Annotated in this window: 21 protein-coding genes and 1 pseudogene; 9 read left to right on the forward strand and 13 right to left on the reverse strand. The window is 64.9% G+C overall.

What is annotated here, in order from left to right:
• Positions 1-108 precede the first annotated feature (108 nt).
• The 4 genes from AC1RRR_RS07815 to AC1RRR_RS07830 all read left to right on the forward strand — a co-directional run bounded on the left by AC1RRR_RS07815 (position 109) and on the right by AC1RRR_RS07830 (position 3,967).
• On the forward strand, positions 109-1,227 hold the full coding sequence (locus tag AC1RRR_RS07815; protein WP_492811945.1) for a class I SAM-dependent methyltransferase: 1,119 nt from the start codon (positions 109-111) through the stop codon (positions 1,225-1,227).
• Entirely contained in the window at positions 1,224-1,433 is a 210-nt protein-coding gene (locus tag AC1RRR_RS07820; RefSeq protein WP_492811947.1) for a hypothetical protein, read from the forward strand. Before AC1RRR_RS07815 ends, AC1RRR_RS07820 begins: the two co-directional genes overlap by 4 nt.
• A complete protein-coding gene (locus AC1RRR_RS07825) occupies positions 1,430-2,602 on the forward strand; it encodes a JmjC domain-containing protein (protein ID WP_492811949.1) in 1,173 nt (390 codons plus the stop codon). The genes AC1RRR_RS07820 and AC1RRR_RS07825 overlap by 4 nt, the downstream gene beginning before the upstream one ends.
• Positions 2,603-2,770: 168 nt before the next feature.
• A complete protein-coding gene (locus AC1RRR_RS07830) occupies positions 2,771-3,967 on the forward strand; it encodes a vWA domain-containing protein (RefSeq protein ID WP_492811951.1) in 1,197 nt (398 codons plus the stop codon).
• Positions 3,968-4,247: 280 nt separating this feature from the next.
• Here the strand turns inward: AC1RRR_RS07830 and AC1RRR_RS07835 are convergent, their stop codons facing one another.
• Positions 4,248-4,799: a type 1 glutamine amidotransferase domain-containing protein gene (locus AC1RRR_RS07835; RefSeq protein WP_492811953.1), complete on the reverse strand. Its 552-nt coding sequence runs from the start codon at positions 4,797-4,799 to the stop codon at positions 4,248-4,250.
• A gap of 90 nt (positions 4,800-4,889) precedes the next feature.
• On the reverse strand, positions 4,890-5,465 hold the full coding sequence (locus AC1RRR_RS07840) for a sigma-70 family RNA polymerase sigma factor (protein WP_492811955.1): 576 nt from the start codon (positions 5,463-5,465) through the stop codon (positions 4,890-4,892).
• A 742-nt stretch (positions 5,466-6,207) separates the two neighbouring features.
• Between AC1RRR_RS07840 and AC1RRR_RS07845 the strand changes: the two genes are divergently transcribed.
• Positions 6,208-6,495, forward strand: coding sequence for a hypothetical protein (locus tag AC1RRR_RS07845; protein ID WP_492811957.1), 288 nt, complete (start codon positions 6,208-6,210; stop codon positions 6,493-6,495).
• A gap of 1,169 nt (positions 6,496-7,664) precedes the next feature.
• On the opposite strand, the pseudogene AC1RRR_RS07850 reads toward AC1RRR_RS07845, so the two are convergent.
• Together AC1RRR_RS07850 and AC1RRR_RS07855 are read right to left on the reverse strand one after the other, a co-directional pair.
• A pseudogene (locus tag AC1RRR_RS07850) lies at positions 7,665-7,897 on the reverse strand (site-specific integrase); the annotation flags it as partial.
• Positions 7,898-7,945: 48 nt separating this feature from the next.
• A complete protein-coding gene (locus tag AC1RRR_RS07855) occupies positions 7,946-8,509 on the reverse strand; it encodes a hypothetical protein (RefSeq protein ID WP_492811959.1) in 564 nt (187 codons plus the stop codon).
• A gap of 47 nt (positions 8,510-8,556) precedes the next feature.
• Here AC1RRR_RS07855 and AC1RRR_RS07860 point away from each other — a divergent pair, with 47 nt between their 5' ends.
• Entirely contained in the window at positions 8,557-9,099 is a 543-nt protein-coding gene (locus AC1RRR_RS07860) for a dihydrofolate reductase family protein (protein ID WP_492811961.1), read from the forward strand.
• 242 nt (positions 9,100-9,341) lie between these two features.
• On the opposite strand, the gene AC1RRR_RS07865 is transcribed toward AC1RRR_RS07860, so the two are convergent.
• Positions 9,342-11,330, reverse strand: a complete 1,989-nt coding sequence (locus AC1RRR_RS07865; protein WP_492811963.1) for a methyl-accepting chemotaxis protein — start codon at positions 11,328-11,330, stop codon at positions 9,342-9,344.
• A 287-nt stretch (positions 11,331-11,617) separates the two neighbouring features.
• Here AC1RRR_RS07865 and AC1RRR_RS07870 point away from each other — a divergent pair, with 287 nt between their 5' ends.
• A complete protein-coding gene (locus AC1RRR_RS07870; RefSeq protein WP_492811965.1) occupies positions 11,618-13,750 on the forward strand; it encodes an ATP-binding protein in 2,133 nt (710 codons plus the stop codon).
• Positions 13,751-13,790: 40 nt separating this feature from the next.
• On the opposite strand, the gene AC1RRR_RS07875 is transcribed toward AC1RRR_RS07870, so the two are convergent.
• Complete coding sequence (locus tag AC1RRR_RS07875; protein WP_492811967.1) at positions 13,791-14,306, reverse strand: MarR family winged helix-turn-helix transcriptional regulator; 516 nt, start codon at positions 14,304-14,306, stop codon at positions 13,791-13,793.
• Between the two features lie 85 nt (positions 14,307-14,391).
• Between AC1RRR_RS07875 and AC1RRR_RS07880 the strand changes: the two genes are divergently transcribed.
• Positions 14,392-15,906 (forward strand): alpha/beta hydrolase, encoded by a 1,515-nt coding sequence (locus AC1RRR_RS07880; protein ID WP_492811969.1) that lies wholly within the window; start codon positions 14,392-14,394, stop codon positions 15,904-15,906.
• A 143-nt stretch (positions 15,907-16,049) separates the two neighbouring features.
• Here AC1RRR_RS07880 and AC1RRR_RS07885 read toward each other — a convergent pair whose 3' ends face one another.
• From AC1RRR_RS07885 to AC1RRR_RS07910, 6 genes are all read right to left on the reverse strand, one after another.
• Complete coding sequence (locus AC1RRR_RS07885; RefSeq protein ID WP_492811970.1) at positions 16,050-16,223, reverse strand: dihydrofolate reductase family protein; 174 nt, start codon at positions 16,221-16,223, stop codon at positions 16,050-16,052.
• The gene (locus AC1RRR_RS07890; RefSeq protein ID WP_492811972.1) at positions 16,196-16,675 is read right to left on the reverse strand and encodes a dihydrofolate reductase family protein; all 480 of its coding nucleotides are present in this window, start codon (positions 16,673-16,675) and stop codon (positions 16,196-16,198) included. Before AC1RRR_RS07890 ends, AC1RRR_RS07885 begins: the two co-directional genes overlap by 28 nt.
• 77 nt (positions 16,676-16,752) lie before the next feature.
• Positions 16,753-18,813 carry a M13 family metallopeptidase gene (locus AC1RRR_RS07895; protein ID WP_492811974.1) on the reverse strand — a complete coding sequence of 687 codons (2,061 nt, stop codon included), beginning with the start codon at positions 18,811-18,813 and terminating at the stop codon, positions 16,753-16,755.
• Complete coding sequence (locus AC1RRR_RS07900; RefSeq protein WP_492811976.1) at positions 18,814-19,671, reverse strand: NmrA family NAD(P)-binding protein; 858 nt, start codon at positions 19,669-19,671, stop codon at positions 18,814-18,816. It abuts the gene before it with no gap.
• A gap of 83 nt (positions 19,672-19,754) precedes the next feature.
• Positions 19,755-20,327, reverse strand: a complete 573-nt coding sequence (locus AC1RRR_RS07905) for a dihydrofolate reductase family protein (protein ID WP_492811978.1) — start codon at positions 20,325-20,327, stop codon at positions 19,755-19,757.
• Between the two features lie 19 nt (positions 20,328-20,346).
• The gene (locus tag AC1RRR_RS07910) at positions 20,347-21,369 is read right to left on the reverse strand and encodes a hypothetical protein (protein WP_492811980.1); all 1,023 of its coding nucleotides are present in this window, start codon (positions 21,367-21,369) and stop codon (positions 20,347-20,349) included.
• 99 nt (positions 21,370-21,468) lie between these two features.
• Here AC1RRR_RS07910 and pdxR point away from each other — a divergent pair, with 99 nt between their 5' ends.
• The gene (pdxR, locus tag AC1RRR_RS07915; protein WP_492811982.1) at positions 21,469-22,866 is read left to right on the forward strand and encodes a MocR-like pyridoxine biosynthesis transcription factor PdxR; all 1,398 of its coding nucleotides are present in this window, start codon (positions 21,469-21,471) and stop codon (positions 22,864-22,866) included.
• A 98-nt stretch (positions 22,867-22,964) separates the two neighbouring features.
• Here the strand turns inward: pdxR and AC1RRR_RS07920 are convergent, their stop codons facing one another.
• On the reverse strand, positions 22,965-23,921 hold the full coding sequence (locus AC1RRR_RS07920; RefSeq protein WP_492811983.1) for an amidohydrolase family protein: 957 nt from the start codon (positions 23,919-23,921) through the stop codon (positions 22,965-22,967).
• Position 23,922 lies beyond the last annotated feature (1 nt).

Raw genomic sequence — 23,922 nt, forward strand, 5'->3', positions numbered from 1 at the left:
TCAAAGTCGTCCATGTTTCGATTAGTACGTAGCGGCTCGCGGCTGCCGATTTCGAGTTTCGTGGGAGCATAAGCGTTTGCGGTTTCGAGTGCTTGTGGGCGGCGCAGCGTGACAAAGCCCCTCGCGCTCGTCGCCAATCCAAAAGGCGCACTTGGTTTCGGCGAGCAGGTTGCGCGCCTTTACATCGATACCGCCGCAGGTGCGCGAACGTTTCAACTCGACCACGCCACTGTGGAAATCCTCCAGCGCTTTGCCCAGCCCACCACCGCGCAGCAGGTCATGGCTGAGACGGATGTCGAGGAAAGAGCCTATGTCTCGGACGTGATCGCCGCATTGGTGTCATGCCAGGCCTTGGTCGACGCCAGCGCTCCGCCCCTCGCCGACCCGACAGAAGGGTTGCGGCTCATGGCGCAAATGGCGCGCGCCCTGGATCGGATGGCCGGAGACCTGGCGTGTCTCGACGCGACACCCCAAACCCTCGCGCCGTTGGTTGAGCGGTTGCGCCAACTCCACGCCGATATGGGGGCCTTGGAAGCCGACGGCGATCACCATGCCAGTCACCAGGCCCGGCGCCAGCTCGAAGCGCTCGGACCAGCGACCGCCGATGTAAAGCTCAATCTCGGCGCCGGCGGAGAGCACATCGAAGGCTGGATCTCATTGGATGCGAGCCACGGCGATGTGCGCCACAACCTGATGCGTCCACTGCCGTTCGCTGACAAGTCCGTGGACTATGTGTTCGCCTCCCATGTGCTCGAACATTTGCACCACCCTCAAGGCGCACTGGGTCTGCTGGCCGAGATCGGGCGCGTGCTGAAGCCAGGGGGCGCAGCGCGCATCATCGTCCCTGACATCGCGCTCTGCCTGTCGGCCTATACGCGTGGCGATGGGCCTTTCTTCGCAGAGCGTGAGATGGCCTTGTTCGGCAGACAGCCGCGCGATGCGCCGCTGCTAGAGCGGGTCTTGCACTACGCGGGGGCTGAAGCCACGCCTGGCCTGTTCATGCGCTCGCACAAGTTCGGCTACGATCAAGCCACGCTCGTCGCCCTGATCAAGCAGGCTCGATTGGAGGCACAGCCCAGCGCCTTCATGGCGTCCAACTTTCCGCCATTGCGAATCGATGACCACAGTCGCACCGCGAGCACGGTCGTGGACGGACGCCACCTGTCGCTATTTGTCGACGCTGTCGCACCGCCGGAGCGCCTTGTCGGGCCAGGACAAACATCATGAGCCAGCTTTCGGGTCTGATCACGGCGCGCCGTTTGATGTTTCGTCTTCGACCGAAGGACCAGCGCATAAGGCTGGACGACGCCATGCCATGGACCGCCGAGGCCATGGTCGACCACTGGCGCGAGGATACGCCCCAGGATCCCGGCCGCGCCGTCAGGATCCTTAAAACCGGACGCGCCGCACCACGTTTCGAGGACGAGCAGTGATCGAACTTCTGACCGGCGTCGCCCCCGCCAGCTTCGACCGCGATATCCGGGGACGTACCTGGCGCCTGCTGCGCGCCCAGAGCGCCGACGTCAGCAAGCTGTTTGACTGGGACGGGCTCAACAGCGTGCTGGATATGTCGGACACCTATGTCAGCAAGATCATGGTCCGAAAGGAAGGCGCGGCGCTGGAGCCAAAGCTCTATACGACCCCGAACGCCCAAGGCTTTCCCGCCATTTCCCCCGCGGCGCTCAGAAGGTGTCTCCAGGAAGGCTATTCCCTGGTGCTCAATGAACTGCACACCTATCACCGCGCCACCCGTCGCCTTTGCGAGGCCCTGACCGAGGATCTCGGCGAGAGCGTGGGTGTGAACGCCTATGTATCGTGGAAGGCGGATCGTTGTTTCACGACCCACTGGGATTCGCACGACGCGCTAATCATTCAGACGGCCGGCGCCAAGGAGTGGTCTGTCTTCAAGCCGACGCGTCAGTTTCCGATGGCCACCGATGTGGCCTTCGACCGAGATGTGGAAGGCCTCGAACTGTGTTGGTGCGGCGTGCTCCGCCCCGGTGATGTGCTCTACCTGCCGCGGGGCTGGTGGCACCATGCCAAATCGACAGGCGCGGGATCGATCCACCTGACGGCGGGCTTTCGCAATCGCCGCGTTGTGGATCTGGTGAGTTATCTGATCGCCAAGGCCTCGGCCGAACCGGTGTTTCGCGCTGATCTTTTGCGCCCGAGTTCAGCCTCCGACGAGGCCTGCGGGCACGTGATTGACGATCTAGCGGCGTTCTTCACCAAGCAGCTGACACCCGCGCTCATCGACGAATTTTGGAACCACGCCTATGGCGAACTGCCCCGACGGGCCGCCAATCGCCTACCCGCCCTGATCGATCCAGAAACCTTTCACGCCGAGGACCGGCTTGTGCAGTTCGCCGGCCTGGCCCCGCACACGGCGCTGGAGGTTACGGAGACAGACTTCAACTTCTGCCTGGGCGAGCGCAAATGGCACCTTGATCTGCGCGCCTATAGCCTTGTGAGCCAGCTTCTTGACGGTGAATCCCATTGGGTCTCGCACCTTGTGCGCGACGCGCCCGGCGGGCTGATAGAGGAAGAGGTGCGCACCCTGACCTACGAGCTTGCGAACGAAGGGGTGCTGATCCTGGCTTAGCTTTGCCACACCGTACGGCCCCGCCGCAGCTTCTCGGCAACAGATCATGGGCCGGCGCTACGCCAGACGCTACCCGCCAAGACGCGCCAAAAGCGATCTTAGGACCGCTTCCAGGAACCGGACGTTCAGCATCAAGGTCGAGAAGACTGGTATCGCCCTTGTTAGGCCTTGCCCACGACCGGCCGCGTGCTGATGAGAGAGGCGACGCAGATGATTGTTGTTCCTGTTCGTAGTCTTGTGGGCTGTACGCTTGCCCTTGCGCTGATCGGTTGCGGAGGCCCCTCGAGCGATAAGAGCGCCGCGACCGACCACGACCCGGTCAAGAGCGAGGGAAAAGCCCAAACAGCTTCTGCGGAGGCCCGGGCCTATGTCGCCCAGTTCACGAAGAAGGACCCGGAGGCGTGCTTCAAAAAGGATGTGGCGCTTCAACAGCCGACGCTGAAAGGCCCCGCTGGGGCCATCGGCGCACGGGTCCCGCCGACGCGCGTGATCGTGATGATCGACGGTTCCGGTTCGATGGCCGGACGAATGGGCGGCCGGACCAAGCTCGAACTGGCGCGGGAGGCGGCGCTGGGCTTTGTCGATGGACTGCCCGCGTCGGTGCAGACGTCTCTGCTGGTCTTCGGCCAACAGGGAAACAACAGCCAGGCCGGCAAGGCGAAATCCTGCTCGACCATCGACGTGCTCGCGCCGATGTCGGCGGACCGGGGGAGCCTCCGCACGGCGCTGGGACAGGTCCGCGCGGTCGGCTGGACGCCGCTCGCCGCCGGGCTCGATCGCGCCGAGGCGCTGCTGGCCGCCTCCGCCATCCCCGGAGAGCAGGTCATCTATGTCGTGTCGGACGGGGAAGAGACCTGCGGCGGCGATCCCGTAGACGTCGCCCGTCGGATCAACAGCGGCCGCACGCGGGCGATCGTCAATGTTGTCGGTTTCAAACTGCCGTCGGGCGAGGCCGCCAAACTGACCGCGGTCGCGCGCGCGGGCGGCGGCGGGTTCGTCAACCTGTCCAACGAGACGGAGCTCGAGAGATCGGCGCAAATGCGGGAATGGATGCGGCGATCGGACAACCACGTCGCGACCTGGACGGCCACCAGCGACAATCACGTTGCGACCAGCAGCGCCATCAGCGACACCCATGTATGCATCAGCGGTCTCGTCTCCGAAGAGCATGTCGCTATGTCCCGTGACCTCTCGGATCGCCAGGTGGCTGGCCGACCCTTATCCTTCGCGGAGGAAGCCAGAGCCTTATTGAAAGCGCGCCACGATGCGCTGCGGGCGAGGGACGAGGCCTATCGGGCCGAACTCACCAACGCAGAGGCTAGGGCAAAACGGAGCATCGGTTCAGCGGCGAATGCGAACCGCTGAACAGCCCTCCTATCCTCCAGGCAAGGTCCACAGCCCACCCTGCCCTGCAATCTCAAAGGCTGCTCTGCTCCTGAGCCGCGCCAATTCTGACATTGGCGCAACTCCATAAACCTGCCGTTCAACCCTGGGCCCTGATCGTACTCCATTAAAACGCTGAGTTTGATCTTCACCGGCGCACGTATGCTCAGCGGCTCGTCGCCTCAGGTCCCAAGCGCAAATGCCAAGGGAGGCCGCGCGCTCCGCACGGCCTCCCATTTTGAGTTATTCGCCCGAGCCGCGCCTAGTGGCGGCCTTCGGCGAACTCCTCGACCATCTTGGTGCAGAAGGCCGGCAGGTCGTCGGGCTTGCGCGAGGTGACCAGGCCGTCGTCGACCACCACTTCCTGGTCGACCCAGTTGGCGCCGGCGTTCTTCAGGTCGACCGCCAGAGACGGCCACGAGGTCATGTCCTTGCCCTCGACGGCGCCGGCGTTGATGAGGGTCCAGGGCCCGTGGCAGATCGCGGCGATTGGCTTCTTGGTCATCACGAAGTGCTTGATGAAGTCGATCGCCTTGGGCTCCAGCCGCAGGGCGTCGGGGTTCATCACCCCGCCCGGCAGGACGATGGAATCGTAGTCCTCGGGCTTAGCGGCCGACAGTTCGCGATCGACAGGCACCGTGCGGCCCTTGTCGTGGTGCTCCCAGCCCTGGATCTGCCCGCCCTTGGGCGAGATGACCTCGACAACGGCTCCGGCGGCCTTCAGGGCCTCGACCGGCTTTTCCAGCTCCGACTGCTCGAAGCCGTCGGTGGCGAGCACGGCGACCTTGCGGCCGGCCAGGGTTTGATCGGTCATGGGAGAGTTCCTCGGTAGGCGACGGGGGCTAAGTCTTGGCGGAAACCCGGGCAGGCGAGCGTCGGTTCCGCTCGACCCCATCAACGCTTGTCAGGACGCCATTTTGGGGACGGCCGACATGATCGCCCCCATGGCCCCCGATGGCGGAACTTGATCGCGAGGAAAGGCGCCCGTTTCCAGAACCCGTTGCAGCTCCATTCGCGCGCGGCAGACCCGGCTCTTCACGGTTCCGATCGCAACGCCCATGATCTCGGCGGCCTCTTCATAGGACAGGCCGCCAGCTCCCACGAGGATCAGGGCCTCGCGCTGGCTGCCGGCCAGGACGTTCAACGCCTGGCGCACATCGTCCAGCTCCAGGACCCCATCCGTTTGAGCCACGCCCACGAGCGTGGCTTCGGCGACCGTGGGCTCAAGGGCGCACCATCGCCAGTCGCGGCGCTTCTCTGAGAAGTACTGGTTGCGCACGATCTGGAAGGTCCAAGCCTTCAGGTTCGTGCCCATCTGGAAACTTTCGCGACTTCTAAGCGCCTTCGCCAAGGCTTCCTGGACGAGGTCATCGGCCCGTATCGGATCCCCGCACAGCGAGCGGGCGAAGGCTCGCATCGACGGGATGATCGCGATCAACGCGTTTTCGAAGTTATTCTGTGACGATCCAATCGTGCCCATGATTCAGTGCGCCGTCTTGCCAATCCAGCAACGCCCGCCCCTTTTTGCGGACCTTCAGGCGCTCTCCCTAAACGCCAAGCCGGGCCATGGCGGTTCCAAGGGGACAGCAAAATCTCCATCGCCGTGACGCTGACGTCCAGCGCGCGCAAGTAGATCCACGCGCTGCTTGAGGCGTGGATGCGAGCACCAACGGGATCGTCAGGCAGCGCGGCGCAACGGTCGCGCGTGCCCCGATTAGTGTTGCGCGTGATGCTCGGCGTTGCGCTTGCGCGTGGCGGCCGCCTTCTTGGCCGAGCCGAGCGCTCGGCGGCGCTGCGGTGGGCCGAGGCCTCGCCACCCGCCTCGCCGCCCTTGTGGGCTGCGGGATGGACCGTGGACTTGCCGCGTCCAGAGCCCCCTCCTTCTTGCCGCCGCCGTCGTCCTTGACGGTAGCCCAGGCTCGGCGTTCGGCTTCCGTCTCCGACACGCCCTTGGCCTCGTAGCCTTCGGCGATGTGATCGGCCTTACGTTCCTGCTTGTCGGTGTACTTGGATTTTTCGCCTTGCGGCATCTGGCGTCTCGGTGGATTGGTGTCCAACGCCCACGAAATTCTTGATCAGCCTGCCTGTTCCTACAGCAAAGTCAGTCCCTTACGGCGTTTAACATGTCGCATTTCCGACAGAGGAACATGCGGCTGACATCCATCGTTTGCCCTCTCGCCACGTCCATCGGCGCGGCCCAGCAAGATGGGAAGCAGACGACCATGAACGAGAACCGCGACAATCAAGGCTTGCAGCAACAGCCCAACGACGCCCAACGCCAGCAGGCCGGGCAGCAAAACCAGCAGGGCGGCACGCGCCAACCCCAACAGCAAGACCAAAACCCCCAACAGGCCCAACCGGGCCAGCAAAACCAGCAGGCCGATCGTGATCGCCGCCCCAACGAGGGAATCGAAGGCACGGATCAAGACGGCCTGAACGACGGTGGCGTCACCGGCGGTAACGGCGACATCCGTCCGGGCCGCACCGGCGATGGCGGCGCCGAGCGCTGACGCTTTGAGGGGCCGCTCCTAGAGCGGCCCCATCCACGATCCCGAAACATGGCCCTGGTTGGCGAGCGACGCCGCTCACGCCATCCGCGGGCGAAACCGAGGCGACAATGACCTGCGTTTTTGAGGTCTCCCCGTTTGAAGGGGGCTGGTCGGTCAAGCTCTGCGACACCGGTGAAGTTCTGTTCTTCGAGACAGGCGGCCAAGCCGAGCGTGAAGCCAGGCGGCTGGCGGCAAAGCATCCCGGCGGCGCGCGCGTTCGTGTCCTGGACCTGCGTCGCCGGTTGGCCGGAGAGTGGTCGTCGCAGGGCGAAGCGATCGTACCCGCAGTCGCCACCCTAGGGTCGCAAGCCCTGGCTCAGCCGCACGCTCATCCAGAGATCCAGACGAAGCCGAGGTCCACGGCGACTTCACCGCGCTCGGCGGGAAGAGGGCCGTCGAGCAGACCGGAAAGCGGTCATAGTCGAAGGCCGGGCCAGATGGCGGAGACGCCGCGGCGGTCGGCGACATGTTTAAGAGCGATGCGGCGCACCGGTGAGGCTTCTTGACGGGATGAGCCGCCAGGTGCGCGTACCGTTCGGTGGAGTTGTGGCTCCGGTGCCCAAGAGCGCGCCTGTGACCAGAGACTGTTCCCAGTATTGGCTCCGAAGCTGGCGAAGGAGTGCCGCAGATCATGGATCCGCACACCCTCGCCACTGGCAGACTTGCGGACGCGAACCCAAACCTTCTGCAGGCTGACGATGTGCCCTGCCCCTCCAGGGTCAGGCAGGAAATATGGGTTTCCGACAACCTCTGGAACCGAGCGCAGCAAGGTCACCACCGTGTCGCCGATATGTACGACCTTCGCGCCGGTCTTTCTGCCTGGAAGGCGCAGGCACTTGTTGGCGACGTCGAGATAGCTGCGCTTGAGCGTGAGGATCTCGTTTCATCGACATGTCCGCCGCCTTCTAACGAAAGTATACCATAAGTACTAAAGCAAACGCCTGTCGGCTGGCGCCGCGTGGTGGAAAGCTGAATAGCGAAGATAGGTTTTACCCTTGTCAGGGGGCCAGCCGCTGCGACGCGAAAAGGTCGCTCAGCGCCAATTGCTGCCGTTGGCGTAGCTCCAGGAACACGACATTCACGAGCCGGCGTGCGGGGAACTTCGCCGCTACGCGGATCGAATTCGCGAGCTAGAGGTCGATCTGCTCAGACATCTCGAGGGCGTCGTCGACCTCGATGCTCAGATACCGAACCGTACTCCCCAGCTCTGGCGCCCAAGGCGTAACTGGCAGGCGCGCAGATTGCCGGTCTTCTTGTAGATCAGCGCGACCTTGGTTCGCCTGAGACTGCGAGTCCCGTAAGTCCGCGGTTCGAGCTCAATCATCGTTACCTATTTGCCCACCAGCCGGGCGTTCTGACGTGATCGCCTGATCGACTAACGTGAGGCTCGCCATACCTATGCGTGCGCGCCCTAGTGGAGCCCAATATTCTGGCGCCACGCCTCCAGCATCTCAGCCACCTTCACATCAGGCGTGCCGTCCCGGCGGAACGCCCACCAGACAAGAGCGCCCTGCCACAAGCTTAACATCTGCCAGCCAAGCTGAACGCTTCTTGCTGGGTCGTCACAGAGGCGCCGCCCGAGCGTGTGGGCAAGGCGCGCACCCCATTCAGCGCCCCGTGCGCGCAGGACGGGATTAAGGATATCCTCGCGCAGCAGCAGCAGCCCGTCGGTGAAATCGTACTCGGCGGTCTTCGAGTTAGTCAGGCGCGTCAGAAGCCTGATCGCCCCGGCAGGATTTAGCGCGGCCTCCGCGTCAGCGTCGGCGGTCGCTTCGTCCAGTTGATCCCATGCCCGGAGAAGGACGGCCTCCACCATCCCCGCGCGGGTTCCGAAGCGTTGCACCAAGGTCGCCGCCGCCAGACCGGCGGCCTCCGACGCCTTAGCGAAAGTTAGCCCCGAGGGACCGTGCTCCATCATGGCGGTCATGAGGTTGCTGAGCAGAAGCTCGTCGGAAATGGTCTTGCGTCGGCTCACGATTCAATAATAAACGAATGATCGTTCATAATCAAGCGAGGGACGGAATGGCCAGGATTCTCGGCTATATCGCGGCCAGCCTCGACGGCTTCATCGCCGCGCCAGACGACAGTTTGGACTGGCTGTTCAAGTACGACGGCATGGACCTGGGTGAGCACGACTACAGCCTCTTCCTGCAGCAGATCCGCACCGTCGTCATGGGACGCGGCACATACGACTTTGTCGCAAAGCAGCCGAAGCCCTGGGCCTATGATCAACAGAGAGTGATCGTGGTCACGTCCCGACCGATCACCAATCCGAAAGGCCCTCTCGAAACCCGCAGCGACATTGACGCGCTGATCGCCGAACTCCGGAGCCTGGAAGATGGGAATGCCTGGATGCTCGGCGGAGGAACTTTGCAGATGGCCTTCATGGAGCGCGGCGCGATCGATGAGATCGAAGTCTACGTCATGCCCGAGCTCATTGGCGGCGGTAAGCCGCTCTTTCCCCCAACCGGTTTCCAGGCGAGCCCGAAGCTCCTGAGCGCGCAAGCCTTAGACAAGGGCTGCGTTCGCCTTCACTACACGTTCTCGGGCATTGGCGCGGGCTGAGGTTTCGGCGATGGATAGTGGTAGATTTGGCCGAGGGCCTGATCACCACCCTTCCCTACTCATCTCGAAGTCCGCCTTTTCGGCGCGGTCGCGCCAATTGCTGAGGCAAGCGCCGCAGCTGACGCTGTCGGTCGCCTAAGCCGTCAGTTGGCCTATCCGCCCATCTCGGCGATGGGTTGTCGATTGGGCCTGCGGATCCAGAAATGACCTTGGACGGCTAGCGAGGGTAGCTACGCCATCCCCTAGAATTCTTCCCAGTCGTCGCGGCTTGCGCCGACGGCCTTGGCCAGCTTGGCCTGGGCGGCGGCGACCGGATTGGCGCCCGGACGATGGGTCGCGCCGGCCAGGGACGGGCCCTTGGAGACCGGAGTGTGAGACGGGCGCGCCGGGGCCGGAGCGGCCGGGCGACGGGGCGTCGAGCGCGAGACGCTGGCCGAGCCACCCGAGGCGCCGACGCGGAACTTCGAGATCATCTGCATCAGATTGCCGGCCTCGCCCTTCAGGGCGTGCGAGGCGGCGGTCGATTGCTCGACCATGGCGGCGTTCTGCTGGACGGTCTGGTCCATCTGGTTGACGGCGGCGTTGACTTGGTTGAGGCCGGTGGCCTGCTCCTGGCCCGAGGCCGCGATCTCGCTGACCAGGGCGTCGATTTCGCCGACCTTGTTGACGATGGCTTCCAGGGCTTCGCCGGTCTGGCCGACCATGCTGACGCCTTGGTTGACCTGCTGCGACGAGGTCGAGATCAGGATCTTGATCTCCTTGGCGGCGTCGGCCGAACGCTGGGCGAGAGCGCGAACTTCCTGGGCGACGACGGCGAAGCCGCGGCCGGCTTCACCCGCACGCGCGGCTTCGACGCCGGCGTTCAGGGCCAGAAGGTTGGTCTGGAAGGCGATCTCGTCGATGACGCCGATGATCTGGCTGATCGACTGCGACGACTTCTCGATCTGGTTCATGGCGTCGACGGCGTTGCGGACCACGACGCTGGAGCGTTCGGCGTCGCCACGGGTCGAGCCGACCACGCGCGAGGCTTCCTGCGCGCCCGACGACGAACGGCGCACGGTGGCGGTGATCTCGTCCAGGGCGGCGGCGGTTTCTTCCAGGCTGGCGGCCTGCTGCTCGCTGCGGCGCGACAGGTCGTCGGCGGCCGAGGCGATCTCGTCCGAGCCGGCGCCGATGCTGCTGGCGGCGTGGACGATGGTGCCCATCGCCTCTTCCAGCTGGGCGATGGCGCCGTTGAAGTCGTTCTGGACGCGCTGGTAGGCGGCCGGGAACTGTTGATCCAGGCGATAGGTCAGGTCGCCGTCCGACAGGCGGGTCAGGCCGGTGGCGATGGCTTCCATGACGAAAGCCTGTTCCTTGGCGGCGGCCTCGGCGACTTCCTGGTTGCGGCGACGCTCGGCTTCCGTCTCGGCGCTGGCGCGCTGCTGGGCGGCCTCGGCGGTGCGCAGGGCCAGGGCGTTGTCCTTGAACACCTGGACCGAGCGGGCCATGGCGCCGACCTCGTCCTTGCGCTCGGCGCCCTTGACCTCGACGTCGACGCTGCCTTGAGCGAGGACTTCCATGGTCTTGGACAGGTTGATCAGCGGCTTGGCGATCTTGGAAGACCCGACCCACAAAGCCAGCACAAGCGATGCGCTGGCGGCGACGAGGCTGGCGATAATGGTCAAAAGCGTTTCGCGCGCGGCCTGAGCCCGCGATTGTGTCACGATCGCCTGAGTCTGCGCACCATGACGGTCGATCCAAGCCGCCACATCCTTGGTCAAGGCCACGATCTGAGGATCGATATCGCCCATCAGCATCTTGGCCGCATCGTCGGCGTTCTGCAGACCCATGTCGGCGCCCTGTCGAGCGCTGGCATGAATCGATTTGAAGCGGTCGCTAAACGCCTTCAGATCGTCGGCCGTCGTCGGGTCGGCGGTCATGGCCTTGTCTAGGAAGCCGTTCCCCTTGGCGAAGGCCGTGTCAATCTCGCCAGAAGCCTCTCGCGCGGTCGCCGAGCCGCCGTCGTAGGCGATAGTGCGATAAGCCGCGTATCCCGTCGTCGCCACCTGCCGGCTGAATCGCGACACCGCAAGCTCGGCCGGCGCACGCGCATCGACGATACTTTGGGCCGACCGTTCGATACGGCGTGCTTGCAGGACACCCCCACCGACGCAGGCCAAAGCCACAACGGCCAGCAAAATCGCCGGCAACATGACCTTGGTGGCCACCTTCAAATCGTCGAATCTCATGGACCAACTCCGGCGCTTTGGGCGCCAAAGAGGGACTTCAACACATAAATCTTCGTTAAAAACACTAACGAACACCCCATTCCGGGTGCAACTAGACTTATTCTCAAAGTACTAGATCGACAAAACTTCGCCACATTAACTATTTCACGCTGCATATAATCTTAATGCTCGAATGACGATAGCGACTGCCCCCGGGAGATTGCTTTATGCGGCGTAACGTCGCGCGTGCAGTAACTTTAACCACTCGCTTGGCGCGACCTCGTTAACTTGGAGCGAGAGGTCACCTGATGCGCCGACAGACTCCGCAGAAGACACGATGGGATATCCTGCGGCTGGGCCTTCTGGCCGTCGGCTTGGTGATTGCTGGGGCTGTCGGCCTTTTTGCCTATATCTGGGCGGACCTGAACCAAGCCGAGGCGCGACAAGAGACTTTGCTGGTTGAGCGTAAGGTCGAGAGGAACCTCGCGCGCCTGCACGAAGAGACCGTTTCGGTGACGGCGTGGGACGAAGCCTATTTCAAGACAAAAGGATCGTTCGACCCCAGCTGGATCGATGAGAAACTGACCGAATACTACCACCTCTCCTTTGACCATGATGTTACGTTGCTCTTCGATGGGCATGGTCGCCTGCAATATGCCGCCCGTGACGGCCAACGGGTTGTGCTTGGCCAGGAGGAGGATCTCGAAGCGTCGATCTTATCGACCGTGCGCTCGGTGCAACGAAGCGAACTCAAGCAACGTGATCTCTATGCGGCGCAGGGCGGACGGCGAGCGAAGGCTGCGGCGCAACGCTCGGTCGTCGTGGCGCCGGATGGGCGCGTCTACTTCCTCGCCGTGGCCGCGATCTTACCGCGCAATGGCCAGATGCGCGACGCGCGAGCGGCAAGCGTCGTGGTGACCGGCTGGCTGCTGGACCGCCAGCTTCTCACCCAGCTGTCGCAGGACATAGGCGTGCCGGATCTGCGGTTCCAACGCGCGCCTTCGTCCATCTCTGCGCCTGGCGTTGTGCCCCTGGTCGATCCGGACGGGCGCGGCCTGGGGGCGCTAGTCTGGACGCCGAGCAAGCCCGGCGTCGACGCGCTTCGCAAGCTGGCCGAGCCGGCGATCGTCGCGGCGTTGATCATGGCCTCGGTCTTTAGCCTCCTTGGCATACGTATCGGCCGCATGCTCCGTGAGCTGAGCGCGCAGGAGGACGCGCTGCACGAAACCCTGAATGCGCTGACCCTCGCGCGGGACGACGCTCGCGCCGCCAGCGTCGCCAAAAGCGAATTCATCGCCAATATTAGCCACGAAATCCGCACACCCTTGAATGGGATCATGGGCATGGCGCAGGTCATGGCGCGAGACGATCTCACCGCGCCCCAGCATGATCGCATCGATGTCATTCTGCAGTCAGGCAAGGGACTGCTCAGCATTCTCAACAGCGCCCTTGATCTCTCGAAGATCGAGGCGGGTCGCCTGGAGATCATGGACGCACCCTTCGAGCTGGCGCCCTTGATGTCGGAGGTCTGCCGCACCTATGAGGCCGTGGCGCAGGGCAAGGGCCTAACGCTGGCCTGGCGCCCGGGCGAGGCTGCGGGAACTTGGATCGGTGACGAAGGCCGCATTCGCCAGATCCTTCTCAACCTGGTCTCCAATGCGGTGAAGTTCACCGATCTCGGCTCAGTCCAGATGGATGCCGAAGTCCTGGATGACGGGCTGCTCGTGCGCGTCCGCGATGATGGCCCTGGTATCGCGCGCGAGCGCCTAGGCGAGCTATTCAACGCGTTTTCGCAGCTCGACAACTCCAGCACCCGCCGCTTTGGCGGCACGGGTCTTGGCTTGGCGATCTCCCGGCGTTTGGCGACCCTGATGGGCGGCGACATCAACGTTGAAAGCACCGAAGGCCAGGGCTCAACCTTCACCTTGCGGTTGCCGCTCGCGCGGCCGCTGACCCGAGAAGCGGCGATGGAGCGCCTTTCGCCGGAACCTGTCGTGTCAACAGGCCTTCGCATTCTCGCTGCCGAGGATAACGCCACGAACCGGCTCGTGCTGCAGGCGCTGCTGGCGCCCCTCGAAGTCAACCTGATCCTGGCCCGGGACGGTCAGGAAGCCGTCTCGCTCTTTGGCGACCATGCCGTCGACATCGTCTTGATGGATATCCAGATGCCCATCATGGACGGCTTGGCCGCCACCAGAGCGATCCGGGCCATTGAAGACCAAGATGGTCGCCGCCGAACGCCGATCCTGGCGATCACAGCCGACGCGCTGCAACATCAGGCCGAGAGCTATATCACGGCGGGTATGGACGGCCACGTCGCCAAGCCCCTAAGCGTCGAGCTGCTGTATGCCGCCATCGAAAACGCGCTCACCCTGTCGGCAGAACGTCTTTCTAACTCACCTATCATGAGCGAGGCTAAAGAAGCTGCGGCCACAGGCTAAGCCTCGGACGACGAGCCGCAGCTACAAAAAAGGGAATCGATCAAGCTTCGACCTGAAGCCGAACTTTCCGCAACAGGCGCGCCAGGTCTTGCCGTTCGGCCGCATCGAGACCAGCGACGACCTGATCAGCCTGCTCGAAATGCGAGACGATCGCCGTGTCGATCAATGCCACGCCCTTAGGGGTCAGCGTCGCCATCAGCGACCGCCGATCGCTGCCGTCGGGGCTGCGGCTAACCAATCCGCGCCGCTCGAGGCGATTGAGGCAGGCGGTCATCGCGCCGGACGTGAGCAGAACGGCCTTGCGGAGCGCGGTGGGGCTCAACCGATACGGCGCGCCCGAGCGCCGTAGCGTCGCCAGCACGTCGAGTTCGGTGTAGCTGATCCCGTGGGCTCGAAGCCGCTCGCCGGCCCGGGCGTGCAGCAGCCCACCGAGATGCAGGAGGCGGCCGACCACCGCCATGGCCGTCACCCCCAAATCCGGCCGTTCACGCGCCCAATCCTCGAGGAGCAGGTCGACGACATCCGCATCAGGCCTGGAGAGTCGCTGTTCAGGCATGATGATAAATCTTCACATGAAGTAACTTGACGTGAAGTAATACATCAAGGAGCCTTCCGTCGCAATGCACGCTCCGGGAGTTTCCATGCGATCGCTTCAGATGCTGGTCTGCGCGCTCGCGGCGCTGACGGTTCAGGCGTCGCCCGTCCCGGCGTGGGCCCAACAGCCGGCGCCGAATGGGATCGTGATTGAGCAGGGAAGCGTCAAGCTCCCGACCGGGCAGACCGTCCCCTACGAGATCGGCACTCTTTACGTGCCGGAAAACCGTAGCAAACCGGATAGTCGCAGGATCAGTATCGGCTTCGCGCGGATAAAAGCGCCCCACCCCACCGGCGCGCCACCGATCTTTTGGTTGCCCGGCGGCCCGGGGCTAAGCGTACTAGACGCCTTCACCGATCCGAGCCCAGCGGCGCAGAGTCGCCTGCGCTCCTGGCTGACCTTCGGCGCGGCCGGCGACCTCGTGGTGATCGAGCAGCGCGGCTATACCGGCCGCGGCGAGATGCTCGTCGAGAGCGCTGATGCTTCGCCGCTTGATCAGCCAGCCTCGGTTCAGGCCGATGCCCGCGCCATGCTGGCGCTGGCTAGACGCGCCATTGCGCACAATCCAGACAAGGATCTGTCCGGCTATACTATTCAAGCCTTTGCGGACGATGTCGACGATCTTCGGCGCGCGCTTGGCTACGACAAGATCAGCTTGTTCGGTGGCAGCTTCGGCTCGCAATGGTCGCTAGCAGTGATGCGCTTTCACCCCGAAAACGTGGCGCGCGCGGTGCTCTCCTCCGTGGAGCCGCTGAACAACGGTTTCGACATGCCGTCGCACGTGTTCGCGGCCCTCCAGCGCATCGCCTTCGATGCTGATCTAGACCCCGGCCTGGCGCCCTGGCTGCCCAAGGGCGGTATGATGGAGGCGGTCCGCACACTGCACCAACGCTTTGCCGCCGGGCCGATCCACGTCACCATCCGCGAAGATGCCGGTAAGGCCCAGACGGTCGCGCTCGGAGCGGAGGACCTGCAGCTTGCCCTGTTGGCGCATACCGACGAGGCCGAGCATTGGCCGGCCTTCATCCTCTCGCTCTACCATGGCCATTACGACGAATGGGCGCGCCAAACCCTGGAGGATCGGCGCGCGAGCCCGGTCAAGCTGATTGGCCCGCTCGCCGATAGCAGCTTGGGCGTGACCGCCGAGCGCGAGCATCTCATGCGCACCGATCCGGCCGCGGCCTGGCTCGGCGCATGGAATTTCGAGGCGAACTTGGCGTCGGCGCCCGATTGGCCCACCCCGGACATGGGCGATGCGATCCGACTCCCGCGCGTGACGCCGATCCCGATCGTCTTCGTTCATGGCGATTGGGATACCTCTACCCCAATCGAGAATACGCTCGGCCTGCTGCCGTATTTTCCCAACGGCCACGCGATCCTCGTGCACCGCGCGGGACACGACGGCGCCTTCTACCAGCTGCGCGAAAGCCCCGCCGTCAAACAGGCCATCTACGATTTCCTGCGCACCGGCCAGACCAGCGGCCTTCCCACCGAAGTCACGCTGGCCACGCCAAGGTTCGAGGCGCCTAGCTTCGCTCCGCCGGTTCAGCCGGCGCGCTGATCGCGGCTTAGCCCGCATCCGAGGCAGCGAACCAACGGCGCAGTGGCGCCAGAAGCGGTCATTGACCCACCTCCGAAAACTTGACCTTCCGGCCCGCCAGACGCCTCCATCGCTCCTCGCGCTGACCGTTTCTCTGGCCGGACTTACCGGGCAAGAAGGATATGGGTCGCATATTCACTGGCTTGATGCTCAACAACGCGAAAGCCCAGGCTGGGAAGGTCGATTCCCGTGAACAGAGCCTCTCCCTTCCCAAGCAGAACCGGCGACACGGCGACGTGAATCTCGTCGATCAGCCCGGCGCGCAGATATTGACGCACCGTGCTGACCCCGCCGCCAATCTTGACGTCCAGGCCGGCTGCCGCCGCCTTGGCCTGTCGAGCGCCGCCTCGATCCCTTCCGTCACGAAGATGAAGGCCGTGCCGCCCTCCATCTCGATCGGGTCTCGGGGATAGTGGGTCAGGATGAACGTTGGTGCGTGATAGGGCGGATTGGATCCCCACCAGCCCTTCCAACTCTCATCCGACCAGGGACCTCGGTGGTGACCGAACATGTTGCGGCCGAGGATGTAGGCGCCAAAGCCGGCCATGGCGCGGCTGGCGAAGGCTTGATCGACGCCGTCAGATCCGCCGTCTTGACCGATCATGGTCCGGAAGAACCGTGTGCCGAACATCCAGGTGTGCAGTTCCTCTCCTCCCTTTCCGAGAGGGTTCTTCAGGCTCTGCTCTACTCCGGCGCCGAAGCCGTCGAGGGAGATCGAAAAGCCGCCCACACGCACTCGTGACATCGATGTCTCAATAATTGTCAGTATGGTTGCAGCGCCGGTTCGGGACCTACGCCGCGTGTCGGTCACCAGACGCGAACCCGTTGCGCTGGCGGAAGGTACAGCGCCTGGTCGCCGGTCACGTCGAAGGCCTCGTACCAGGCGTCGAGATTGCGCGCCGTCCAGACCCGCTGCGGCGCGGGGGCGTGAGGGTTGGCGAGCAGACGCTGGCGCAGCTCGGCCTCCCGATAGTTGAGGCGCCAGATCTGGGCCCAGCCCAGGAAAAACCGCTGATCGCCCGTGAAGCCATCTAGCACCGGCGCCGGTCGACCGTTCAAGGACAGGCTCCAAGCGTCATGGGCGATCGCCAGGCCTCCGAGGTCGGCGATATTCTCGCCAAGGGTCAGGGCGCCGTTCACAGTCAAATCCGGCAGCGGCGCATAGGCGTCGTACTGGCGGACCAGGGCCTGCGTCCGCGCCTCGAACCGCGTCAGGTCGGCGCGCGTCCACCAGGTCGCCAGACGTCCCTGCTCATCATACTTGGAGCCCTGGTCGTCGAACTGGTGGCTGATTTCGTGGGCGATCGAGGCGCCGATCGCGCCGTAGTTGACCGCTGGATCGGCCGCCGGATCGAAGAATGGCGGCTGCAGGATAGCAGCCGGAACCACGATTTCGACGGCGGTGAAGTTGGCGAAGGCGTCGACCGTCATCGGTGTCACCCGCCATTCATCACGATCGAACGGTTTGCCCAACTTGGCGATCTCGCGGTCGAACGCGAAGGTTCTCGCGCGACGCTGATCGCCGAAGGCGTCGTCGGGGCGAAGCTCTAGTCCAGCATAGTCACGCCATCGATCCGGATAGCCGATCTTAGGCCGGAATGCCGCGAGCTTGGCGCGCGCCCTCAGCTTTGTCTCCGGCGCCATCCAGTCCAGCGCCTGGATGCGCCGGTCCATGGCGGCGATCAGATTGCGCACCAGGGCCTGGGCCGCGGCCTTGTGGCCAGCGGGAAAGTAGCGTTCGACATAGGCCTTGCCGACGTCGTCGGGCGCGGCGTCGACGGCGAAGGCGACCGCTCGACGCCAACGCGGTTCCGGCGCCTCGGCCCCGCTGAGCAAGCGGCCGTGAAAGGCGAAACGCTCTTGGGCGAAAGCCGCGGGCAATACATCCCCATAGGCGTCGAGCACCGCCACGCGCAGGGCGTCCTTCAAGACCGGCAGCGGTGTGGCGCCCACCAATCGGGCGATGGCGCTGATCGCGTCGGGCTGCACGAGCACCAGTTCGCCCATCCGAACCCCCAGCGCGTCGAGATAGACCGCGACGTCGAACCCCTTCATCCCCGCGAGGATCTCGGCGCGTTTGCGACGGTTGTAGGTCTTGGCCGCGTCGCGGCTATCCACGCGGTTCCAGCTGACCTTGGCGATCTTGGTCTCGAAGGCCAGCAAAGCGTCCGCGCGGCGCCCAGCCTCCCGTTCACCGACGCCCAACACCCCCAGGAGACGCGCGAGGTGATCGCGATAGGCCGTTCGCGTCCCGGCCATGGTCGCGTCCTGGCGAAGGTAGTAGTCGCGATCGGGCAGGCCCAGCCCCGCCTGGGCCAGTTTCAGCACGTAGGCGTTCGGATGATGATCATCCTGGACCACCGAGACCTCGAAAGGCCCGGCGACGCCTTCACGAGCAGCTTGCGCGGCAAGGCGGGCATAGCCTGCCCGGGACGCGGCGGCGTTGATGCGATCGAGCCATGGGCGCGCCGGCGTCAGAGCCTTGGCCTCGATCGCGGCCTCGTCGAGAAAGGCGGCATAGGCGGCGCCGGCCCGACTGCTCGGCGCTTTGCGCTGAACCTCCAGGAGGCTTCTCATCCGCTCCCGATTCAGATCGTCCAGGCGCGTGAACATGCCCACGCTCGACCGGTCTGACGGTATTGGCGTCGCCTTGGCCCAGCCACCGTTGGCGAAGGCGTAGAAGTCATCCCCGGGCGCGACCGCCCGATCCATCCCAGCGCTATCGAAGCCGAAGGTCCCTATCTCTGGAGTGGTCGTCGATTGGGCCTTGGCTGGCGAAAAGGCGTTCGCCAGCATCAGCGCCGCGACCATGAACAGGCCAGTCCTCCACGCCGCGCGATCGTCCAGACAAGGCGGAGAAGATCGCATCTAGCGGGCGCCAGCCAGGGCGGCGACATACGCCTTCAAGGTCACATCGCCACGCTCAGAATCCTGCGGCAATTCGAAGCCACCGTCGGCTATGACCCCCGTCATCCTGGCGTAGGCCTCCGCCGCGGCTTGGGAAAAGCCTTGGCCGCGATAAGCCTGGACCCATTGGTCACGGGGCGTGACGACAAGCTCGACCGGATGCCCGAGCGCTTCAGCGAAAGCATCGGCGACGTCCCGCGCGCAATAGCGCTCCGGTCCCTCCACCGCGCCAATTCCGACCTGGCCAAGCGGCGCTTGCAGGCGACGCGCCGCGGCCTTGCCCAGATCCTCAGGCGCGACCATCGGGATCTTCAGATCGGCGGGCAGCATCGTCGTCAGGGTTCCGCCTCTGGCCTCCTCCAGCTGGGCGTCGAAGTTGCTGAAGTAGTAGCCAGCGCGCTGGATCGCGGCGGGGATCGGCTGGGCGGCGAGGGCTCGTTCGAAATCGTAGAGGACGCTCAGGTCCCCATAGCGTTCACCCGGCTGCGCGCCGATGGCCGATTCCAGCACCACCTTCTCGAGCCCTGAGCCTTCGAGCGCCGCTAAGATGCTGTCCAGAGTGGCGTGCTCGCCCGCGTCGGTGTCGGTCGCGACATCGGCGGGCGGGTTGAGCAGGAACGCGCGCCTACCGGTCTTGAAGACTTTGCGCAGGGCATCGCTGTCATGAAGATCGATCACCGCCGTCCGCGCGCCTTGCGCCTCCCAATCGGCCGCCTTGGCCTGGTCGTGCAGTACGGCGGTGACCGGCTGGCCCGCGTCGAGCAAGGCCTTGGCCGTCGCTGAACCGACGTGACCGCTCGCACTGAGGATGATGAACATGGGAGCCTCCTTGTTGCGTGTGACCTAAACCCGTCGGCGCGGCCGTCGTTCGGCTTGGCCATGGGGCCGCGCCACCAGCGACCTCACCCGCGTAGACGCGCGTAGGTGAGCCTCACTGCGCCGGTGTCCATCTGCCGGACATCCTCGAGCGCCAGGGCGATGGGCGTGTGCGGATGCTTGAAGACCGAATGGCCGCCGCCAAACAGGTGCGGCGTCACCAGCAGGCGGTACTCGTCGACGAGATCCTCGGCCAGCAGCGCCGCGGCAAGGGAGACGCCGCCGACGGCGTTGATGTCGCCCTGGAAGCTTTGCTTTAGCCCCGCGACCGTCGCCTCGAGGCTGTCGGCCGAGACCGTCGCGTTCCATCCGGGGTCGCGCAACGTGCGGGAGACGACGACCTTGGGCAGCCCGTTCATCGTCCGGGCCAGGGCGCGAAAGGCCGCCGGATTGCGCTCGTCCTGCTCCATCGCCGGCCAGAGCGGCGCGTTCTGCTCGAACGCCCGGCGGCCGTAGAGCAGCAGGCTGCCCGGCGCGACGTTCGGCGCGGACCAGTGCTGCTCCAGGTCGTCGGACCAGTCGGGGCGGATCATCGCCCCGTCCGGCCCCTCGACGAAGCCGTCGAGGGTCATGAACATGCTGAGGATCAGTTTGGACATCCGGTTTCCTTTGTTTGGACTAGAGGCGCAGGCCGCACAGCCCGGCTATGATCGCCGCCGACAAGGCCGCCGCGCCGGCTAGGCCCGCGCCCCACACACGATCCGCCACTGCCTGGCGCAGGCCATGCGCGAGCAGCACCTGGCGCAGGCCGCAGAACAGGTGCGCGACGATGAAGAAGACGCCCAGGGCGTAGTGCGGGACGAGGCGGATGTTCCACGCGTCGAGCAGCAGGCCGTCGGGCGCGCCCGTCGCCCACGCCCAATTGGTCTGGATCTTGTGGACAGCCCGGGCCGACACGAACGCCGAGTTCATGTGGGTGACGATGAAGGCCGCCAGATAGGCGCCTGATCCGACCTGGATCGTGCGGACCAGATCCGTCGGGCGGGCGCTCCAGCGCCAGGCCATGATGCCGCCGCCGGCGACCTGGAACAGCAGCAGGATCACGAGCACGGGTTCGACGAAGCGCGACCGGTAGACCACCCGCCCCAGGGCCATCACGCGGGCATGCATGTCGGGACCCAGAAGGCCCATCAAGTGGTTGAACAGGTGAAACGCCACGAACAGCAGGATCAAGACGGCCGCCACGCCATGGGCGATCCGAAGGCGGGGGGATGACTCCACCTCCCCTTCCGTCCGGTCCGGTTTGACGAACGACGAGATCACGCCGAGGCCGATCCAGAGGCCGGTCCAGATCCAGAGGTCCTTTACGGGCGAATGCAGCAGCCCAGCCAGGACGCCGGTCAGCACGAACAATGGCGGCGCGGCCAGTCCGGCCAAGGCCAGACGGCGCGCGGCGACGCCGACCTGCGCGAGACCGGGCAACGTCAGCGCCAGGCACGAGAGCGGTAGGGCGAAGACGACGAGCAACCGGATGCACGCGCCCAGCGTCAGCCCGCCGGCGCTCGCCGCAGCGCCTTGGAAGGCTCGAAGCGCCCATGGATACAGAAGCGCCGCGGCGACCGGCAGCCAGAGTGCGCCGCGAACCGCTAGGTCCGTCGCCGCCAGGTTCAGCCTTGAATTCGTCGAAACGCTTGTCGACACGCCACACGTCCCTGCTGGTTCGCCATCGTGGCGACGGCAGGACTAGAGGCGCCCCATGGCCCATTGCACAGAGCCACTTTCGATGAAAATTAGTGAGCCATGAATGCTGCGCCCCATCTCGACGCCTTCGTCATCGACCGCGCCTCGGCGATGCCGCTGCATGATCAACTCTATGAGCGGATCCATGGCGCGATCCGCGATGGGCGTCTGGCGCCGGGCGCGCGGCTGCCCTCGACGCGCAGCCTGTCCACCCAATTGGGCGTCGCGCGCGGGACCATCGACGCGGTCTATGCGCGCCTGGCCGGCGAGGGCTGCCTGACGGCCCGCCGCCCCGGCGGCACGATCGTCAGCCCGAGCTTTCGGCCGCCATCCGGCGCCCCTGCCGCACCCAAGCTCCAGCCTTCATCCGAGCCCTGGCTTCCCTTGCAATTGGGCCTGCCGGCTCTGGATCTGTTTCCCCGCAAGACCTGGACCCGGATCCTCGCGCGGCAGGCGCGACAGTTGCCGATCGACGAGATGGTCGCGCCCGATCCCATGGGCCTGCCGGCGCTGCGCGAGGCGATCGCCGCCTATCTGGCCGTGTCGCGCGGGATCACTTGCGACGCGCGCCAGATCGTCGTCACCCATGGTTATCAGGACGCGCTTAACCTGACTGTCGACCTGGTGCTGGCCATGGGCGACACGGTGTGGATCGAGGACCCTGGCTATGGCTTCGTCCAGCGAACCCTGAGCGCGCGGCTGATGACCGTCGTCGCCGCGCCCGTGGACGAGGAAGGTCTGGATGTCGACCAGGCCCGGGCCAAAGCGCCTGACGCCAAGCTCGCCATCGTCACGCCGGCCCATCAGTTCCCGCTGGGCGTCACCCTGTCGTCAGCGCGGCGGCGCGCCCTGCTGGCCTGGGCCGCGGAGGCTGACCGCTGGATCTTGGAGGACGACTACGACTGCGAATTCCACTACAGCGGCCATAAGCCGGCGGCGCTGAAGACGATGGACGTCGACCAGAGGGTTTTCTACGCCGGCAGCTTCAGCAAGTCGCTGCTGCCCTCGCTGCGCCTGGGCTATCTGGTTCTTCCCCCCCACCTCGTGGACGCGGCCAGGACCGCTCAGCAGCTGCGTCATCGCGGCGTGGCGATGTTCGAGCAATTGGCTGTCGCCGAGTTCATGCGCCAAGGCCATTTCGCGAGGCATCTGCGGCGCATGGCGGTCTGCTACAAGACGCGCCGCAACGCTCTGGTCGCCGCGCTGGAACGCGCTTTCGGCGACCGCATCGCCCTCACCCACCGCGCTGGCGGCCTGCATGTGCTGGGTCGGTTTCCAAGCCTGAGCGAGGATGTCGAACTGGCCCAGCGGGCGGCGCGGGCCGGTCTCAGGCCAAGCCCGCTATCAGGCCAATATATGGAGCGGGGCCGCGACCAAGGCCTGCTGATGAGCTTCACCAACATCCCCGAGGATCGGGCCGACCAGGTCGCCGCCGCTTTGGCGAGCGTCCTCATTTGAGACGCCGTGAGACCTAAAAGCCCGCCGACGGCCTCAGAGCTTGATCCGATGCGCATACACCAGGCTGCGACGCCGCGAGTGGCTGCTCCCGGGCCGGTTCAGCCCTGGACGCCGTAGAACGACGCCGCATTGTTGTAGAAAATGTCTCTTTTTTCCTCCGTCGAGAGATAGGACGCGGTTCCGATGCGCTCGACAGCGAGAGCGATGGCGTCGGGCCAGAACATCTGGTCGGAGCCAAACATTATGCGCTTGCCGAAGCCGGCGTCGATCATACGACGGAGATAGTCGCGGAAGGCCGGCGCCGGCAGCAGCCACGAGAGGGCGCCGGTGTCGATATTGACATTGTCGTAGATCATCATGACCGCCATGGCCTCCTCGACGTGGGGCCAAGCACTGTGCATCAGGTTTATCTTAAGCTTGGGATGCCGATTTATCGCCTCCTCGATGGACTCGGGATGCCCAAGTCCGGACCGCGCGAGACGGCAGCAGGGATCAAATGTCGTCTGGCCCGGCATTGTGCCCAGGTGCACGGCGACGGGAACGCCTAGGTCTTCGGCCAGAGCAAGATAGGGCTCATAGATTGGATCACCCAGCGTCTTGCCGGCGTATTGCGCTGTGACTTCGCCCAGGACCCTTAGGTCGCCATTGGCGAACAGCTGTCGCAATGTATCGATGGACGGCAAGGGCGCGTCCTCCGAGCCTCGGATCCCCGCTCCACCGATCACCTGATCCGGATAGGCGCGGCGCCATTCGAGCGCTGCGCCTATCCTGTCGCCGTCACCACCGCTCACCACCGCGCGGGCGACGTTGAGCCGCCTCATCTCATTGATGCAGGCCTGCATATGATCCGCGCCGTTGCGGATCGAACTCTTTTGCTTTGTGATCGGATTGACGATCGGGCCATCGAACCTCATCGCTGCGGGATAGGCGTGCACGTGCACGTCGATGATGGGGTTGGCCTTGACGCCTTCTGGATGTGGCCAGACCGCGCCGGCATAGCCGCTGGCGGCAGTCACCGCCGCGGTCGCCAGAAAATTTCGCCGATTTATGGTCATG

The organism is Caulobacter sp. GW821-FHT12D05, from assembly GCF_058807295.1.

What these genes read in the sequence shown, in the direction of transcription:
- AC1RRR_RS07820 (WP_492811947.1), top strand. Translation starts at nt 1,224, where the DNA reads ATGAGCCAGCTTTCGGGTCTGATCACGGCGCGCCGTTTGATGTTTCGT.
- AC1RRR_RS07835 (WP_492811953.1), bottom strand. Translation starts at nt 4,799, where the DNA reads ATGACCGATCAAACCCTGGCCGGCCGCAAGGTCGCCGTGCTCGCCACC.
- AC1RRR_RS07840 (WP_492811955.1), bottom strand. Translation starts at nt 5,465, where the DNA reads ATGGGCACGATTGGATCGTCACAGAATAACTTCGAAAACGCGTTGATC.
- AC1RRR_RS07845 (WP_492811957.1), top strand. Translation starts at nt 6,208, where the DNA reads ATGAACGAGAACCGCGACAATCAAGGCTTGCAGCAACAGCCCAACGAC.
- AC1RRR_RS07860 (WP_492811961.1), top strand. Translation starts at nt 8,557, where the DNA reads ATGGCCAGGATTCTCGGCTATATCGCGGCCAGCCTCGACGGCTTCATC.
- AC1RRR_RS07865 (WP_492811963.1), bottom strand. Translation starts at nt 11,330, where the DNA reads ATGAGATTCGACGATTTGAAGGTGGCCACCAAGGTCATGTTGCCGGCG.
- AC1RRR_RS07870 (WP_492811965.1), top strand. Translation starts at nt 11,618, where the DNA reads ATGCGCCGACAGACTCCGCAGAAGACACGATGGGATATCCTGCGGCTG.
- AC1RRR_RS07875 (WP_492811967.1), bottom strand. Translation starts at nt 14,306, where the DNA reads ATGCCTGAACAGCGACTCTCCAGGCCTGATGCGGATGTCGTCGACCTG.
- AC1RRR_RS07880 (WP_492811969.1), top strand. Translation starts at nt 14,392, where the DNA reads ATGCGATCGCTTCAGATGCTGGTCTGCGCGCTCGCGGCGCTGACGGTT.
- AC1RRR_RS07895 (WP_492811974.1), bottom strand. Translation starts at nt 18,813, where the DNA reads ATGCGATCTTCTCCGCCTTGTCTGGACGATCGCGCGGCGTGGAGGACT.
- AC1RRR_RS07900 (WP_492811976.1), bottom strand. Translation starts at nt 19,671, where the DNA reads ATGTTCATCATCCTCAGTGCGAGCGGTCACGTCGGTTCAGCGACGGCC.
- AC1RRR_RS07905 (WP_492811978.1), bottom strand. Translation starts at nt 20,327, where the DNA reads ATGTCCAAACTGATCCTCAGCATGTTCATGACCCTCGACGGCTTCGTC.
- pdxR (WP_492811982.1), top strand. Translation starts at nt 21,469, where the DNA reads ATGAATGCTGCGCCCCATCTCGACGCCTTCGTCATCGACCGCGCCTCG.
- AC1RRR_RS07920 (WP_492811983.1), bottom strand. Translation starts at nt 23,921, where the DNA reads ATGACCATAAATCGGCGAAATTTTCTGGCGACCGCGGCGGTGACTGCC.